The following is a 15,475-nucleotide window of genomic DNA, read 5'->3' on the forward strand; positions in this document are numbered from 1 at the left end:
TGCCGCCAAGGGACTTCGGACCCCTCACGATGACCGACATAGTCCGTTATCAGGGCGCGAGCGGTGACCTGAACCCCATGCATCATGACGACGAACTCGCCCGCGGCGCCGGGTATCCGGCGTCCTTCGGGGTGGGCATGCTCAACGCGGGCTACCTGGCCACCTACTGCACCGAGCATTTCGGCACGGATTCCGTCCGGCGGTTCCGTACCCGGTTCCGGAGAGTCGTTTTCCGGGGCGCCGTCGTCACCGCACGCGGCGTGATCACCCGCGTCTTCGACGTGGAGGGCGAATCGCGAGTCGAGGTCCGGTTGACCCTCACGGACACCGACGGCGCCACAGTCGTCGAGGGCATGGCCGAATTCGTGATCCGGCGCTGACCGATCTCACGCCGTGCTGGACGAGCCGAGCTAACGCAGGGGGACCCCCAGCTGCCAGGCGCTGCCCCCCGCGCCGATCAGCAGGTCGGTGAGGCGCCGGTCCCAGTGGTCCAGCGAGCCGAACTCCGACCGCCAGGCGAGCGCGGGCAACGTGACCTCGTGCAGCGGGTGTTCGAGCGTCGTGCCGATCGCGCCGTGTACCTGGTGCGCGTTGCGCACGACGACCGAGGTCGCGTGCCCGGTCACCGAGCGGGCGATCGCGACGCGCAGTTCGAGCTCGTCGAGCGTGTCGGTGCCGCGCATCAGCGCCGCCACCGCGGCGTCCGTCGCGGCCCGGGCGAGGGCCGACTCGCACGCCGCATCGGCGACGAGCTGCTGGACCGCCTGGAACTTCGCGATGGGCCGGCCGAACTGGTGGCGCTGTGAGGTGTGGGAGATCGACAGCCCGACCGCCTGCTCCAGCGCGCCGGTCGACTGAACCGCCCTGGCCAGGGCACCACGCAGCAGGTACTCGCGACGGACCGGCTCCGCGACCGGCACCCCGCTCAGTGCGGCGAGATCGACCTGGACGTCGTCGCGGGGCTGCCCGGCCAGATCGTGACCGGAAACGACGGTGACCGCGGCGGCCGGGACATCGGCCACGAACCAGCGGCCTTCGTCCTGCCAGAGGGCGACCACGCTGTCGGCGCAGCCGGCCCACGGCACCCCGCGAGCCCGGCCGGCCGGGTCGAGGGTCGCGACCGTCCGTATCCCGCCGGCGTCGCCGGCATCGCCGAGACCGGAGCGTGCCAAGAGCCACAGGGCGAGAAGGTCGTTCTCGGCGAGCGGCACCGGCGCCGCCGCCCGTGCCGCGGCGCGGAGCAGCTCCGCGGCTTCCGCCCAGGTCGCCCCCGTACCGTTCGTGGCGGTCAACCGCGTCAGGTCGCTCCCGCTCAGCGTGGCCCACAGTGCGCGGTCCAGGCTCAGCGACGCCGTCGGCTCCTTCCGGCCACGCCGCCAGTCGCCGAAGATGTCGGCCAGGAGCCGGACGAAATCGGTGTCCACAGTGGTCGACGGGGTCATCGCAGTCCCAATCCGCGCGCGATGACCCCGCGCAAGATCTCGTTGGTGCCACCGCGCAACGTGTAACCGGGGCGGGCGAGCAGGGAACGTTCGGCGGCCGCGCGAAGCCCGGGGGAGGCCGGGTTCCCCAGCAGACCCGCGGCATGCTCGGTGAGGTCGCCCTCGGTGACCGTGCCCAGGTGCTTGACCACACCGGCTGCCACGTCGGCGGCCTCGCCCCGTTGAAGCGCGCCGGCCACGGAGATCGACATCTGGTGCAGCCCGATCATCCGGGCGAAGAACCGGCCCAGGTCGGCGCCCGCGGGCAGTTCACCGGCGCGCGTGGCGGCCACCAGTTCCTCCAGAAGGGGCTGGACCGACAGGAAACGCTCCGGACCGCTGCGCTCGAAGGCGAGCTCGGCCGTGACCTGCCGCCAGCCGTTCCCGACCTCGCCCAGCACCATCGAGTCCGGCACGTGGACCCCGCCGAAATGCACCTCGTTGAAGTGGTGCTCACCGTTGAGCGAGACGATCGGGCGGATCTCGACGCCCTCCGCGCGCAGGTCGACGATGAGCTGGCTGAGCCCGGAGTGCCGGTGCTCGGGGTCCAGGGGCGTGGTCCGAACCAGGCAGATCGCGTAGTCGGACCGGTGAGCGTTCGACGTCCAGAGCTTGGTCCCCTCGACCCGCCACCCACCGTCGGTGCGGGTCGCCCGGGTGCGCACGGCGGCGAGGTCGGAGCCGGAGTCCGGCTCACTCATGCCGATCGCGAACAGGGCGGTGCCCGCGGCGATGCGGGGGAGCAGCTCGCGCCGCTGCTCCTCGGTCCCGAAGCGCACCAGTGCCGGCGCCACCTGACGGTCGGCGAACCAGTGGGCGGTGACCGGGGCACCGGCCGCGAGGAGTTCCTCGGTGACGACGAAGCGCTCCAGGTACGACCGGCCATGCCCGCCGTACTCCACGGGGATGGTCATCCCGAGCCAGCCGCGTGCCGCGAGCCGGAGGGTGAACTCCCGGTCCCACCCGGTCATCCAGCTGTCGACCGCCGGGCGGAACGCACCGGATTCGATCTCCCGCGTGACGAACTCACGCACTTCCCGGCGCAGGCCGGTCAGCACCGCGTCCTCGAACATCGGCGGTGGAAACAGATTGACGGCCATCCGCGTCACTCCGCCGTGAAGACCGCGGGGCGTCCCTCGGCGGTCGCCGCGATGGCCTCTTTGTGGTCGCGTGTGTGATGGGCGATCGCCTGCAGGGCGGCCGAGAGCTCCAGGACGTCGTCCAGGCGATGGTGCTGTCCCTCGCGGATCAGGCGCTTGGCCATGCGCAGAGCGAGCGGCGGGTTCACCGTGATCCGGGCCGCCAGCGCACGTGCCGCGTCGAGCAGGTCCTCCGGTTCCACGACCTGGGAGACAAGTCCCCACGCGAGCGCGGTGGCCGCGTCGACCGGGTCGCCGGTGAAGGTCATCTCCATCGCACGGGCGTTGCCGACGACCCGGGGAAGCAGCCAGGCGCCACCATCACCCGGGATGAGGCCGAGTTTGACGAAGCTCTCCGCGAAGGTGGCGCGTGTGGAGGCGATCCGCAGATCGCACATCAGCGCGAGATCGCACCCGGCGCCGACCGCGGGGCCGTTGACGGCCGCGATCACCGGTACCTCGCAGGCGTGCAGCGCCCGGGGCACGCGCTGGATCCCCGCGCGGTACCCCTCGGCGGAGTGGAACGGTTCCGCACCGAAGTAGCCGCGCCCTTCGCGAATGTCCTTGATGTTTCCCCCGGAGGAGAAGGCTTTGCCCGCGCCGGTGAGGATGACGCACCGCACGTCGGTGTCGGCGTTGACGTCGGCGACGGCCGAGGTGAGGCACGAGACCGTGTGGTCGCCGGTGATCGGATTGCGCTGGTCGGGAAGGTCCAGTGTCCAGATTTCGGTGTGACCGTCCCGCTCCCGCGTCAGCGGGGCCTTCACGCGACCGCTTTCAGGATCGTCGCGGTGCCCAGACCGCCGCCGCAGCACATCGTGACCAGGGCGCGCTCGTGACCGCCTCGGCGGAGTTCGTGTGCGGCGGTGAGCAGCAGCCGGGTGCCGGTCGCGCCGACCGGGTGCCCGAGTGCGATGGCGCCGCCGTTGACGTTCGTCCGCTCGTGCGGGAAGCCGATCTCCTCCAGCCAGGCGCCGAGGACACTGGCGAACGCCTCGTTGACCTCGGCGGTCCCGATGTCGGACGGGCGCAGCCCGTTGCGCTCCAGGATCTTCTTGGTGGCCGGCATCGGTCCCGTCAGCTTCCACACCGGGTCGACGCCGACCAGGGTCTGGTGCTCGACCTGGGCGAGCGGGGTGAGACCGTGTTCGACGGCGAACGACTCGGAGACGAGCACGACGCAGGACGCGCCGTCGGTGATCTGGGACGAGTTGCCTGCCGTCAGCACGCCATCGGGCCGGAAGACGGTGCGCAGGGCGCCCAAGCCCTCCATGGTGCTCTCGCGTGGACCCGAGTCGGTCGCGAACGCGCCGACCGGGTCGATCTCGATCGCGAGGCGGCCGCTCGCGATGGCGTCGCGGGCTCGTTCCTGCGAAGCGAGCGCGAGTTCGTCGCACCGGACCCGGTCCTGCTTCCAGTGGTCGGCGATCCGCTCCGCCGACTCGCCCTGCGAGGTGACCTCGTACAGGTCGCGGTACTGCGGGGAGAGCGGATCTCCCATGCCTTCGCCGACGTCCTGCCCGAGTGGATGGCGCGTCATGTGCTCGACGCCGTTGGCGACCACCACGTCGACCGCGCCGGACGCGATGAGCCCGGCTCCGTAGTGCGCCGCCTGCTGGCTGGAGCCACAGCGCGCGTCGACCGTCGTACCGGGAACCTCGGACGGGAGGCCCGCGGTGAGCCACGCCGTGCGTCCGATGCTGTTGGCCTGGTCGCCGGTCTTGGTCACGCAGCCGGTGATGACCTGATCGACGTCTTCGGGTGCGACGCCGACCGAGGTCAGCGCGTTCTTGGTCAGGGTGCCGAGCAGTTCGGCGGGGTGCGTGTCGGCCAGGGCGCCCTTACGGCGCGCGAACGGCGTCCGCAGGCCACCGAGGAGATAGACGTTACCCACTACAGATCACCGGTCCCGGTCCAGAGCTTCTCGAGACGGTCGAGCTCCGCCTCACCGACAGGTGCGAAACGGGGCGGGCGACGCTCCTTGAAGCTTCGCACGCCTTCCTTGAAATCGTTGTGCTCACGCAAGGTTCGCCACAGCTTCAACGCTGTGAGCCGGGCCTGCTCGACCGGCGCCCGCAGTTCGCGGTACATCTGCATCTTGGTGACCGCGACGGCCTGTGGCGAGGTGTTGGCGGCCAGATCGCGCGCATAGGCCAGCGCGTCGTCGAGCACGTTCTCCGAAAGCCGGACCAGACCCATCTGCGCGGCCTCGCTGCCCCGGATGATGCGGCCGGACAGGAGGGTGTCCATGGCGTGGGCGGTGCCCACCAGCGCCGGCAGCAGGACGGACAGGCCGTGTTCGGCCATGATGCCCCGCCGGACGAACGCGGCGGTGATCTTGGCGTCGGGCGCCGCGAAGCGGACGTCGGAGACGCAGGCCTGGATGAAACCGGTGCCGGCACAGGCGCCTTCGATCGCCGCGATGATCGGCTTTGGAATCGTCATCGGCAGGGTTTGCGGTTCCCGGTGCTCGGGGTTGCCGGCATTGGAGCCGTTCGCCGCGTCGAGCAGGACCGCCACGTCCATGCCCGGACAGAAGTCGCCTCCGGCTCCGGTGACCACGATGGCCCGGACGTCGCCGTCGGCCGCGGCGGCGCGGAGCAGGCCGAAGTACTCGGCCTCCATCGCGGGCGTCCAGGCGTTCCGCCGATGTGGACGGTTCCACGTGATCAGGGCGACGCCGTCGTTCACCTCGTACTTGACGAGCGGCTCGCCGGTGGTTTCGTCTGCCGTGGCGTGGCTGGTCATGCTTTCGCGGACCCCTTGTTCGAGCGGTCGAGGAAGGCCTGGACCCGACTCTGGTGCTCGTCGGTCAGGAACGATTCGCTCTCGGCCGTCATGGCGACGTCCAGTACCGCGTACGCGGCACGCTGGATGTGCAGGTTGAGCGCACGCTTGGTCTCCTGGACCGCCTGGGGAGGCTGCGCGGCGAGACGGTGGGCCATGGCGAGCGCGCTGGGCAACAGTTCTTCGGGCGGTACCACGTGGTTGACCAGGCCGAGGCGGTACGCCTCGTCCGCCGGGATGCGGTCTCCCGTCAGGATGTACTCCTTCGCCCGCGCCAGGCTCATCATCAGGGGCCACGTCGCCGCGCCCCCGTCACCGGCCACCAGCCCGATGGACACGTGCGGGTCGGCGAAGAAGGCGTCGGTCGAGGCGTAGATGACGTCACCGAGGGAGGCGATGCTGCAGCCGAGGCCCACGGCCGGGCCGTTGACGGCGACCACCAGCGGCAGCGGGAAGCTGGTCAGCGAGTCGATGATCTTGCGACCGTTCCGCAGCCGCACCCGGCGGCGGTAGTCGCCGTCGGCGGCGACGTTCGGGAAGTTGGCGATGTCCCCGCCGGCCGAGAACGCCGACCCGGCGCCGGTCAGCACGACCGCCCGGACGTCGAGGTCGTCGGCGAGGTCGTCCCAGATCCTCAGCAACGCGTCCTTGACGTCCTGCACGATCGCGTTCCGGGAGTCCGGCCGGTTCAGGGTCACGATGCGCACCGGCCCGTCGCTTTCGACGAGGATCGCATCGGTCGTTGGGTGCGACATCGCGGCTCTCCATATCAGCAGTGATCTCGATAAAAAGGATACCGAATGTTGTGGGGGGCGCGCAACGAGTCCGGCTTGCTCCGTGCATAGGGTGACAGTGGCGGATAATTCAGAATCCTGCATAGTCGGTGGCGCAGTGCGCGCCGACGGCCACGCCGCGCTCAGCCGTGTGGCTCGCGATGCCGTGCGGGCCGCCGCGCCCGGCATCCCGGCCGCTGCCCTGGCGCCCCGGCGTCGATGGTCCCCGCGAGCATCATGGGGCGACCGGTGGCTCGGCGGTTGAGGACCCTGGTATTTGCCGCATCGTCCGCTTGACGACGCCAAACGGATCGATGATTGCGGTCTCTGTTTCAATATGGGATACTGTTCTCACTCTTGCACGAAGGAGCGTCATGTCCGAAATCGTGCGCCGCCCGGCCGACGACGGTGATGCCGAGCGGGTCACCACGGTGGTCTTCCATGTCGGCTGACGTACTCGCCTCCGCCGAGTTGTCGGCGGAGTTCGCGCGCTGGCTCGCCGCCCACCGCACCCAGGCCACCGAGCTGAGCGAGGCCGCACTCCGGCCCGCTTCCGCGCAGGAGTACCTGGGCGCCCAGAAGACACTCCAGTCCTGGTTGTACGACGAGGGCTGGCTGGCCCGGGGCTGGCCCAAGGAGTACGGCGGCACCGGCGACGACATCGGGCTGCGCGCGGCGGTCTACGACCTGCTCGGCGCAGCGGACATCGCCGTGCCGAGCACCGTCAACGTCGTCGAGATCCTCGCGCCGACACTGCAGCGGTTCGCCCCCGGGCTTGCCGAACGGATGCTGCCGCCCCTGGTGGCCGGCGCCGAGGCGTGGTGCCAGGGGTTCTCCGAGCCGGAGGCGGGCAGCGACCTTGCATCGCTGCGGACACGCGCCACCCGCACCGGGCAGGGGTGGTCCCTCTCGGGCCAGAAGACCTGGTCGACGCGCGCACCCGGTGCCGACCGGTGTGCGGTGCTGGCGCGAACCGGCTCGCCGGAATCGCGGCACCGTGGCCTGTCGCTGTTCCTGGTCGACATGGACTCGCCAGGGGTGGAGTGCCGGCCGATCGACGACATGTCCTTCACCCAGCACTTCGGCGAGATCTTCTTCGATGACGTCCAGGTTCCCGACGAGCGGCGCATCGGCGACGTCGACGGCGGCTGGGCGGTGGCGCAGTACCTGCTGCAGTGGGAGCGCGGCATGTTCTCCTGGCTGCGCCAGGCCGCGTTGCTGGGCCTGCTCCGCCAGTTGCCGCCGGGGGACGACCCCGGCCGTGGCGCGGCTTATCAGGACGTCATCGCGCTCCGGCTGCGTTCGCTGGGCACCCTGCGGGCCCTGGCGGCAGGCCGCAGCGACGGCCCGCAGGTGTCGATCGACAAGCTGCTGCTGTCCAGGGCCGAGCGATCCGTCCACGAGCTGGCGCACCGGATGCGGCCCGTCGGTGTCGACGACGGAACCCCCGGCTGGCGCGGCCGGCTGCACGAGTACTTGCACAGCAGGTCGGCGCCGATCTACGGGGGATCCGCGGAGATCCAGCGGACGATCATCGCCGACCAGATCCTCCAGCTCCGTGAGAAGGCGCGATGATCCGGCTCGAACACAGCATCCCCGACGACGGATACGCCGAGATTCGTGCCACCGTAGACCGGTTGTTCCAGGAGCGGCCAGAGGGTGTCGGCGTTGCGGACCTCGCGGACTTCGGCTGGACCGAGATGCTCGACGATCCCGGCATGCGGAGCGCGGCGGCGCGGGCGATGTTCGAGGGGCAGGGGGGCGCGCTCGCACTCGCCGGGACGTCGGAGACATTTCTTGCCGCCACGGTGCCGGGGTACGAACTCGACGGCGCGGTGGCCATGCTGCCCGGCCCGGACGGCGGCTACCTCGGCCTCCCCGGCGGCGGGGCGGAGCCGGCCCGGCTCCTGCTCGTCGACGCGGCATCGGTCAGGTCATTGCCCGCTGATCGGGCCACCCGGGTGCAGACCGTGGATCCTGGAGTCAGCCTGTTGTCGGTGGCGGCGGAGGCCACCGCGGACGCCACACCGGTCCCTGGCGCGGCACCCGGCCTGGCCACGGCGCGCGTCCAGGTCGCGCTCTCGCTCCAGCTCGCCGGCATGTGCGCGCACCTGCTCGAACTCGGACGTGACCACGTGCGCACGCGGGAGCAGTTCGGCCGGCCGATCGGCCGGTTCCAGGCCGTTCAACACCTGCTCGCCGAGGTCGCCGTCTCCGTCGCGGCCGCGGACGCGGCCAACCGGAACGCGCTGCACCTGATCGACGATCCCGAGTCCGCGCCGCTGGCGCCGCTGGTCGCCGTCGGCCTCGGTACTCGCGCCTTCGACACCGCGGCTCGTGGCGCACAGCAGGTCCTCGGCGCGATCGGCTACACCCGGGAGCACGAATTCCACCGTTACCTGTACCGCGGCCTTGTGCTGCTGGACCTGCTGGGCAGCCACGACATCGACGGTCGCGTCGGAGCCGCGGCGCGGTCCACCGCGGTCACCCCACCGGTCGGCACGTGGCGCGACCGCTTCGAGGAGGGGCTTCATCTGTGAACGAGCCTGTGCTGGTCTCCGTCGACGGCGGGGTGCTGACCATCACCCTCAACCGCCCGGACAAGCGCAATGCGATCGACCAGGCGGCCAAAGCCCTGTTCCATGACGCGATCGTGGAGCTGGAGACCAACGACGACCTGCGGGTCGGCGTCCTCACCGGCGTCGGGCCGGTCTTCTGCGCCGGAATGGACCTGTCCGAGTCGCGTGCCGGGATCCAGAACCGGCTCGGCGGCGCCGACGGCGGCTTCGCCGGCTTCGTCCGCTACCCGCGCACCAAGCCGGTGGTCGCGGGGGTCAACGGGCCGGCGCTGGGCGGCGGTTTCGAGCTGGTGCTGGCCTGCGATCTCGTCGTCGCGGTGCCCACCGCGTGGTTCGCGCTGCCCGAGCCGCAGCGCGGGATCATCGCCGGGGGCGGTGGCGCGATCCGGCTGCCCCAGCTGCTGCCCGGGGCGGTCGCCCGCGAGATTCTGCTGGCGGACGGCAGGCTGACCGCCGAGCAGGCTGAACGATGGGGGTTGCTGAACCGGGTGGTGCCGCCGGAGGAGCTCGCCGGCACCGTTCGCGAGCTGGCGGACGCCGTCTGTTCCGGTGCCCCGCTCGCGATCGCCGGCACGCTGGCGATCAGCCGGACCATCGAGCGTGGTCTGGAGGCAACCGCCTGGGACGTCAACGACGCGCAGGTGCGGGGGATCCGGGCCACGGAGGACGCCAAGGAAGGTGCGGCGGCTTTCGGCGAGAAGCGTCCTCCCCAGTGGAGCGGGCGGTGAGCGGGGTGGACGCCGGAGCACTCGCGCGGTTGCGCGGCGAGGTGCGTGCCTTCCTCGCCGAGCAGCTCGCCGCGGGCACGTTCGAGCCCGGCGTGGACAGCTGGCTGGCGGGCTTCTCCCGGGAGTTCACCCGCGAGCTCGGCCGCCGCGGCTGGATCGGCATGGTCTGGCCCACCGAGTACGGCGGGCACGGACGCACCGCCAGGGAACGCTTCACCGTGATGGAGGAACTGCTCGCGGCGGGTGCCCCGGTCTCGGCGTACTGGGCCGGGGACCGGCAGGTCGGCCCGTCCCTGCTGCGCCACGGTAGCGAGGAGCAGAAACGCCGGTTCCTGCCCGCGATGGCCGCGGGGGAGACGCTGTTCTGCCTGGGTCTGTCCGAGCCGGACAGCGGCTCGGACCTGGCCTCGGTGCGGACGACCGCGACCAAGCAGGCGGACGGGAGCTGGGTGGTCTCCGGTACGAAGCTGTGGACCAGCGGCGCCCACCACAAGGACTACATGCTGACGTTGTGCCGGAGCCTTCCGGGTTCCAGCCGCCACGACGGACTTTCCCAGCTCATCATCGACCTGCGCGCGCCGGGCGTCGTCGTCCGCCCGGTGCTGCTGCTGTCGGGCGAACACCACTTCAACGAGGTGTTCCTCGACGAGGTGCGGGTGCCGGCCGGCATGCTGCTCGGCACCGAGAACGGTGCCTGGGCGCAGGTGTCGACCGAACTGGCCGACGAGCGCAGCGGGCCAGAACGGTACATGAGCACGATGATGCTGATTCGGGCCTATGCCGAAGAACCGGTCGAGCACACCCGGAACCGAGAGGAGACGATCGGCTCACTGGTCAGCCAGTTGTGGAGCGTGCGGGCGCTCTCGCTCCAGGTCGTGGAGCGCGTGGCGCGCGGGGAGACCCCGTCGGTGCAGGCAGCGACGTCGAAGGACGTCGGTACCACTTTCGAGCAGGACTCGATCGACATCGTCCGCCGCGGACTGGCGCGGCCACCGGAGCCGGGATCGCGCCTCGATGTGCTGCTGGGCCAGGGCATCAGGCATTCGCCCGGGTTCACGCTGCGCGGCGGCACGACGCAGGTGCTCCGCTCGGTCATCGCGAAAAGGCTGGGGTTGTGACGTGAACGACGAGCTGAACGGGATGCTCACCGAGGTCCTGACGGACCGCTGCCCGCCGGCACTCGTGGAGGCGAGCGAGGGCGGCTGGTCCGAGGACCTCTGGAAAGTCCTGGAGAGTGTCGGCCTCACCGCCGTCGGCATTCCCGAGGAGCAGGGCGGCAGCGGCGGGGGCTTCGACGACGCCGTCGCCGTGGTGCGCGCGGCGGCGCGGTTCGCGGCGCCCGTGCCCCTGATGCAGACGTTGCTCGTCGCGCCGATGTTGCGCGACATGTTCGGACTGCCGCACCGGGCGGGCCCCACGGCTGTCGCGTGGACCCCGGTCCGGGCGGCCGCGCAGGGCGGGCGATGGCGGTTGACCGGCACCGTTTCGGACGTGTCGTACGCACCGGCCGCCTCCAGCGTGCTGCTGCTCGGCGTCGGCGACGCCGGGCGCATCGTGCTCGCCGAGGTCGACGCGTCGCTGGAGTGGGCTCTGCGGACCGACCTGGCCGGTGAACCCCGCGGGACGGCCGCGATCGACGTCGTCGTTCCCGTGGCGACGACGGACCTCGACTTGACGGGGGTTCTCGACCTCGCGCGTGACGCGGAGGCACTGGCACTCGTCTGGGGCATGGTCGGCGCGCTGGAGAAGATCGAAGAGCTGACCGTCGGCCACGTCACCGCCCGCGAGCAGTTCGGCCGGCCCATCGCCAAGTTCCAGGCCGTGAAGCAGCTCGCGGCGCAGATCGCCGGCGCGGTCGCGATCGCGCGGGCGGCGGCGATCGAGGCCACCGCCGCCCGTGGGCGTCCGGATGCCGCGTTCGCCGTCGCCGCCGCCCGCGCACGCACGGCCGGGGCGGGAACGGACGCCGCCCGCTACGCCCACCAGCTGCACGGGGCGATCGGCTTCACGCGGGAGTACCCGCTGCACCACTACACGCGACGGATCTGGGCGTGGCGCGACGAGGGCAGATCCGCGGTGGTGTGGACCGAACTGGCCGGCCGGCGCGCGCTGGCCGGCGGCGGCGCCAAGCTGTGGGAAACCATCGTCGGATAGCGAGGACGGCACTGATGAGTAACGGCACACCCCACCGCCTCCTGGTCGTCGGAGCCGGCACGATGGGCGCGCAGATCGCGTTGCAGGCGGCGCTGCACGGCGTCGGCGTCGACCTCGTCGACATCTCGCCCGATGCGCTGGACAGGGGGCGGAGCCAGATCGAGGGTCTGGTGCAACGCAACGTCGGCAAGGGACGCCAGACCGGTGAGGAGGCCGCGGCGACGCTCGGCCGGCTGACCTTCTCGTCCGATGTGGACACGGCGGCACCGCGCTGCGACTGGGCTGTCGAGGCGGTCGTCGAGCGGTTGGACGTCAAGCAGGCGGTGTTCAACCGGCTCGCGAAGCTGCTTCCCGCGCACGCCGGCATCGCCACGAACTCCAGCCACATCCGGGTGGCCACGATCGTCGGCGACGCCGACTACCGGCCACGGGCACTCAACATGCACTTCTTCCACCCCGTGGTGGTCATGGACCTCGTCGAGATCGTCGCCTCGCCGCACACCGACGAGGCGATCCTGCGGGAGGCGGCGGCCTGGGCGGAGCGGATCGGCCGTACCGCCGTCGTGCTGCGCAAGGACGTCGACGGGTTCCTCGTCAACCGGATACTGGGGGAGGCCTCACGGGAGGCGTTCTCGCTGCTCGCCGACGGCGTCAGCACGTTCGACCAGATCGACCTGGCCGTCGAGCGCGGCCTGCGGTGGCCGATCGGCCCGTTCAAGCTCGCCGACTTCTCCGGCCTCGACGTCCTGCTCGACTCCCGGTCGTCCCGCTTCGCGGCCCACGGCGACGAGGGTGACCGCAAGACCATCGAGGTCATCAAACCCCTGGTCGAGGCCGGTCGGCTCGGGCGCAAGTCCGGCGCCGGGTTCTACGACTACTCGGTCGACCCGCCTGCCCCGCTCCCGCTCGACCCGCGGTGACCCGGACCTCCCGTCTCGTGGTGCTCGGCGCCACCGGTGACGTCGGCCGGGGGGTCGTCGAGGCGGCCCTTGCCCGAGGGTGGGCCGTGACCGCGGTGGCCCGCCGCGAGCAGGCGCTCGACGAGCTGGCAGCCGAGTTCGGCCCGATGGTCGAGCTGGTGGCCGGTAGCATCAACGGAGACGAGGCCGCCGTCGCGCTGGCCGGCGCACTCGACCTCGGGCCCGGCACGTCCGTGGTGAACACGATCAGCGTGCCGTGGTCGCCCCAACGGCTGCTGTCGACCTCCTACGACGAGTTGGTGACGTATTTCGCCGGCTATGTCGGCGCCCACCTGTCGGCGGCCCGTGCGCTCCTTCCCAGGCTCGCGGACCGCGCGGTGTATCTGGGTGTGGGCGGGGGGATGGCCGATTTCGTGCCCCGAGGCCTGGCACCGGTCTCGATGGTGCAGGCGGCGCAGCGCAACCTCTACCGGGGGCTCCAGGCGGAGAACCGGGAAGCGGTGATCCGCGAGCTGATGATCGTTTCGAAGGTGAACGGTCGCAGCAACCGGCACGAGGCGTCCGCCGAGTGGCTGACGGCCGAACAGATCGGCGAGCGCGTCGTGGGGATCGTCGAGGATCCCGAGGCGGCCGGCAACAGCGGCCCGGTGGTGCGGATCACGCCGGAACGGCCGTAGGAGGCCGCCACCGGTATGCGCGGCAAGGTCAGCCTCGTGCTCGGCGACGCGGGGGCCGAGCCTTGTGAGTGGTACGCCTGAGCGGCGCTACCACTCGCGGGGAACCCGGACGCAGTCGCGGCTGAGTTCGTCGATCGAGCGGCAGCCGAGCAGGCCCATCGCGTTCTCGGTCTCGTCATGAAGGATCTGCAGCACCCGGCGTACGCCGGCCTCGCCGCCGATCGCCAGCCCGTAGACGTAGGGGCGTCCGACGAGCACCGCGCGCGCACCGATCGCGAGCGCCTTGACCACGTCGGTCCCGCGCCGGACACCACCGTCGATGAACACCTCTCCGCGGTCTCCGACGGCGTCGACGATTTCGGGAAGCGCTTCGATGGTCGCGGGTACTCCGTCCAGCTGCCGCCCACCATGATTGGAGACGACGACACCGTCCGCGCCCATCTCGATCATCCTGGCCGCCTCGTCACCGCGGAGGATGCCCTTGATGACCAGCGGGCCGCTCCAGCGTTCGCGGACCAGCTTGAAGTCGGCCTCGGTCACCGGCCGCATCGTGCTGGAGAGGGCGCTGCCGGCGGCTTTGATCGACAACATCTTCTGCGAGAATCCGGCCGCCGTGCCGCGCCCCACGCTGCCGCGCAGGAAGTCCAGCGACCAGCGTGGCCGGACGGCGCCGGCCGCGAGCAGCCGGGGGGTCATCTTGAGCGGCAGTGAGAAGCGGTTGCGCACGTCCCGCTCGCGCAGCGCGCGCATCGTGGTGTCGACGGTGAGGCACAGGGCGTCGTACCCGGCGGCCGCCGCGCGGTCGACCAGTTCGGCGGTCTCGGAGGCGTCCCCGGGCGGCAGGTAGAGCTGGAACCATTTCGGGCCGGTGGCCAGCTGGGCGACCGTCTCAAGTGGATAGCTGGAGACGGTGCTCAACGCGAACCCGGTCCCCATCGCACCGGCCGCGCGGGCCACGGCGAGCTCCGCTTCGCTGCTGGCCATGCGCTGGTAGCCCGCCGGGTCGAGCAGCACCGGCATCGACACCGGCTTGCCGAGGACCGTTGTGGCGACGTCGCGCCGGCTCACGTCCACCAGCGCGCGTGGGCGCAGCCGGATTCGCTCGTAGGCGACCTGGTTGGCGCGCAACGAGACCTCGTCGCCGGCACCGCCGGCGATGATGTCGAAGATCGGCCGGGGGAGTCGCCGTCGTGCCGCTCGCTCGATGTCGGCCAGATTGATCAGCCGCTCCAAACCCATCTGCTGTGTCCCTTTCGCGATCGCGAGCCGGGCGTGTCCGGTGCCGTGTGCTCAGTCCAGCACCGTCGCCGCTTCGCCAGTCATCGATCCAAGAAGCGAGCCGTGCGGCGTTCTTGGACTGCCGCCATACCTTCGGCGTAGTCCTCGGTCGTTTTCAGCGCGGTCTGCTGCGCGAGTTCCGCCGCGAGTATCCGCTCGAGGTCGGCCAGGAGCGGGCGCCGCGTCGCGAGCTTCAGCAGCCGAGCGGGCTGTGGTGCCGCCTCGGCGAATGTCCGCGCCTGGGCCAGGGCGTCATCGAGGAGGCGCTGGGGGGCGGAGACGCCGTCGCAGAGCCCGATCGCGAGCGCCTCCTGCGCGGGCACGGCGCGGCCCGACATCATCAGCTCGGCCGCCCGGTGGCGGCCGACGACATCGGGCAGCGTGCGGGTCAGCGCGAAGCCGGGTGTGTATCCCAGCCGGGAGAAGTTCACCTGAGCCCTGGCGTCCGTGGCCATCTGCCGCCAGTCGGCGACCAGGGCGAGGCCCACTCCGCCGCCGACCGTCGCGCCGTTGAGCGCCGCGACGAGCGGTTTCGGGAACGCGAAGAGCCGTGGTACTTCGCGGTAGAGGTCGGATGTGGTCCACGCGGAACCACCCGGGGTGAACTTCGACGTGGCGCCGGCACAGAAGTGGCGGTCCGCGGACGAGAGCACCACGGCCCGGCAATCGGTGTCCTCGGCGGCGGTCTCCAGACTCTCGGCCAGCTCGCACACCAACCGCAGGTCGAGCGAATTGCGACCGTCACCGTGCATCTCGATGTGCTGAACATGCTCCAGCGCGCGGCGCGCCGTGACTCGTCCGGGGTGCGTTGCGCCGTTCGGCATGACGGCGTCAGTCATGCCGGTCGCCCGAGCGGAACAGAGAGAACAGGATCATATATAGAGACATTATCTTCCTGTCACCTCGGGGCGTCAATGCGGATCTGCCCCTAATGAGGATCCCAATTGCCCGCAGGTCGT

The 15,475-nt window shown here is 71.0% G+C and carries 16 protein-coding genes; 8 read left to right on the forward strand and 8 right to left on the reverse strand.

The window, feature by feature from the left end; all coding sequences use genetic code 11:
• Positions 1-29 precede the first annotated feature (29 nt).
• Positions 30-380: a MaoC/PaaZ C-terminal domain-containing protein gene (locus tag BM339_RS30340; protein WP_052357214.1), complete on the forward strand. Its 351-nt coding sequence runs from the start codon at positions 30-32 to the stop codon at positions 378-380.
• Positions 381-410: 30 nt separating this feature from the next.
• Here the strand turns inward: BM339_RS30340 and BM339_RS30345 are convergent, their stop codons facing one another.
• From BM339_RS30345 to BM339_RS30370, 6 genes are read right to left on the reverse strand one after another with little or no spacing between them, the layout of a single operon-like run.
• On the reverse strand, positions 411-1,442 hold the full coding sequence (locus tag BM339_RS30345) for an acyl-CoA dehydrogenase family protein (protein WP_075023066.1): 1,032 nt from the start codon (positions 1,440-1,442) through the stop codon (positions 411-413).
• Positions 1,439-2,581, reverse strand: coding sequence for an acyl-CoA dehydrogenase family protein (locus BM339_RS30350; RefSeq protein ID WP_021593984.1), 1,143 nt, complete (start codon positions 2,579-2,581; stop codon positions 1,439-1,441). The genes BM339_RS30345 and BM339_RS30350 overlap by 4 nt, the downstream gene beginning before the upstream one ends.
• A gap of 5 nt (positions 2,582-2,586) precedes the next feature.
• Positions 2,587-3,387, reverse strand: coding sequence for a crotonase/enoyl-CoA hydratase family protein (locus BM339_RS30355; RefSeq protein WP_021593983.1), 801 nt, complete (start codon positions 3,385-3,387; stop codon positions 2,587-2,589).
• On the reverse strand, positions 3,384-4,514 hold the full coding sequence (locus BM339_RS30360) for a thiolase family protein (RefSeq protein ID WP_075023067.1): 1,131 nt from the start codon (positions 4,512-4,514) through the stop codon (positions 3,384-3,386). Before BM339_RS30360 ends, BM339_RS30355 begins: the two co-directional genes overlap by 4 nt.
• On the reverse strand, positions 4,514-5,368 hold the full coding sequence (locus BM339_RS30365; RefSeq protein ID WP_075023068.1) for an enoyl-CoA hydratase-related protein: 855 nt from the start codon (positions 5,366-5,368) through the stop codon (positions 4,514-4,516). Before BM339_RS30365 ends, BM339_RS30360 begins: the two co-directional genes overlap by 1 nt.
• Entirely contained in the window at positions 5,365-6,162 is a 798-nt protein-coding gene (locus BM339_RS30370; protein ID WP_021593980.1) for an enoyl-CoA hydratase/isomerase family protein, read from the reverse strand. The genes BM339_RS30365 and BM339_RS30370 overlap by 4 nt, the downstream gene beginning before the upstream one ends.
• Positions 6,163-6,621: 459 nt before the next feature.
• Between BM339_RS30370 and BM339_RS30375 the strand changes: the two genes are divergently transcribed.
• Genes BM339_RS30375 through BM339_RS30405 form a run of 7 tightly spaced genes read left to right on the forward strand, consistent with a single transcriptional unit; the run spans position 6,622 to position 13,238 of the window.
• Positions 6,622-7,755, forward strand: a complete 1,134-nt coding sequence (locus tag BM339_RS30375; protein WP_075023069.1) for an acyl-CoA dehydrogenase family protein — start codon at positions 6,622-6,624, stop codon at positions 7,753-7,755.
• The gene (locus BM339_RS30380) at positions 7,752-8,720 is read left to right on the forward strand and encodes an acyl-CoA dehydrogenase family protein (protein ID WP_075023070.1); all 969 of its coding nucleotides are present in this window, start codon (positions 7,752-7,754) and stop codon (positions 8,718-8,720) included. Before BM339_RS30375 ends, BM339_RS30380 begins: the two co-directional genes overlap by 4 nt.
• Positions 8,717-9,487 (forward strand): enoyl-CoA hydratase-related protein, encoded by a 771-nt coding sequence (locus BM339_RS30385; RefSeq protein ID WP_075023071.1) that lies wholly within the window; start codon positions 8,717-8,719, stop codon positions 9,485-9,487. The genes BM339_RS30380 and BM339_RS30385 overlap by 4 nt, the downstream gene beginning before the upstream one ends.
• Positions 9,484-10,605: an acyl-CoA dehydrogenase family protein gene (locus BM339_RS30390; RefSeq protein WP_033329954.1), complete on the forward strand. Its 1,122-nt coding sequence runs from the start codon at positions 9,484-9,486 to the stop codon at positions 10,603-10,605. The genes BM339_RS30385 and BM339_RS30390 overlap by 4 nt, the downstream gene beginning before the upstream one ends.
• Before the next feature lies 1 nt (position 10,606).
• Positions 10,607-11,641 (forward strand): acyl-CoA dehydrogenase family protein, encoded by a 1,035-nt coding sequence (locus tag BM339_RS30395; RefSeq protein WP_177287818.1) that lies wholly within the window; start codon positions 10,607-10,609, stop codon positions 11,639-11,641.
• A gap of 14 nt (positions 11,642-11,655) precedes the next feature.
• Positions 11,656-12,561, forward strand: a complete 906-nt coding sequence (locus BM339_RS30400) for a 3-hydroxyacyl-CoA dehydrogenase family protein (protein ID WP_075023072.1) — start codon at positions 11,656-11,658, stop codon at positions 12,559-12,561.
• 17 nt (positions 12,562-12,578) lie between these two features.
• Positions 12,579-13,238, forward strand: coding sequence for an NAD(P)H-binding protein (locus BM339_RS30405; protein ID WP_476920302.1), 660 nt, complete (start codon positions 12,579-12,581; stop codon positions 13,236-13,238).
• An 87-nt stretch (positions 13,239-13,325) separates the two neighbouring features.
• On the opposite strand, the gene BM339_RS30410 is transcribed toward BM339_RS30405, so the two are convergent.
• Both BM339_RS30410 and BM339_RS30415 read right to left on the reverse strand, forming a co-directional pair.
• Positions 13,326-14,477, reverse strand: a complete 1,152-nt coding sequence (locus tag BM339_RS30410) for an alpha-hydroxy acid oxidase (protein ID WP_075023074.1) — start codon at positions 14,475-14,477, stop codon at positions 13,326-13,328.
• Positions 14,478-14,557: 80 nt separating this feature from the next.
• Positions 14,558-15,355 (reverse strand): enoyl-CoA hydratase/isomerase family protein, encoded by a 798-nt coding sequence (locus BM339_RS30415; protein WP_021591973.1) that lies wholly within the window; start codon positions 15,353-15,355, stop codon positions 14,558-14,560.
• Between the last annotated feature and the right edge of the window lie 120 nt (positions 15,356-15,475).

Origin of the sequence: Actinomadura madurae (assembly GCF_900115095.1) — a bacterium.
GTDB classification, from domain to species: domain Bacteria; phylum Actinomycetota; class Actinomycetes; order Streptosporangiales; family Streptosporangiaceae; genus Spirillospora; species Spirillospora madurae.

Excerpts from the sequence above, each read along its gene's own strand:
- BM339_RS30415 (WP_021591973.1), bottom strand. The coding sequence starts at position 15,355 with ATGACTGACGCCGTCATGCCGAACGGCGCAACGCACCCCGGACGAGTC.
- BM339_RS30340 (WP_052357214.1), top strand. The coding sequence starts at position 30 with ATGACCGACATAGTCCGTTATCAGGGCGCGAGCGGTGACCTGAACCCC.
- BM339_RS30400 (WP_075023072.1), top strand. The coding sequence starts at position 11,656 with ATGAGTAACGGCACACCCCACCGCCTCCTGGTCGTCGGAGCCGGCACG.
- BM339_RS30410 (WP_075023074.1), bottom strand. The coding sequence starts at position 14,477 with ATGGGTTTGGAGCGGCTGATCAATCTGGCCGACATCGAGCGAGCGGCA.
- BM339_RS30375 (WP_075023069.1), top strand. The coding sequence starts at position 6,622 with ATGTCGGCTGACGTACTCGCCTCCGCCGAGTTGTCGGCGGAGTTCGCG.
- BM339_RS30370 (WP_021593980.1), bottom strand. The coding sequence starts at position 6,162 with ATGTCGCACCCAACGACCGATGCGATCCTCGTCGAAAGCGACGGGCCG.
- BM339_RS30380 (WP_075023070.1), top strand. The coding sequence starts at position 7,752 with ATGATCCGGCTCGAACACAGCATCCCCGACGACGGATACGCCGAGATT.
- BM339_RS30350 (WP_021593984.1), bottom strand. The coding sequence starts at position 2,581 with ATGGCCGTCAATCTGTTTCCACCGCCGATGTTCGAGGACGCGGTGCTG.
- BM339_RS30345 (WP_075023066.1), bottom strand. The coding sequence starts at position 1,442 with ATGACCCCGTCGACCACTGTGGACACCGATTTCGTCCGGCTCCTGGCC.
- BM339_RS30365 (WP_075023068.1), bottom strand. The coding sequence starts at position 5,368 with ATGACCAGCCACGCCACGGCAGACGAAACCACCGGCGAGCCGCTCGTC.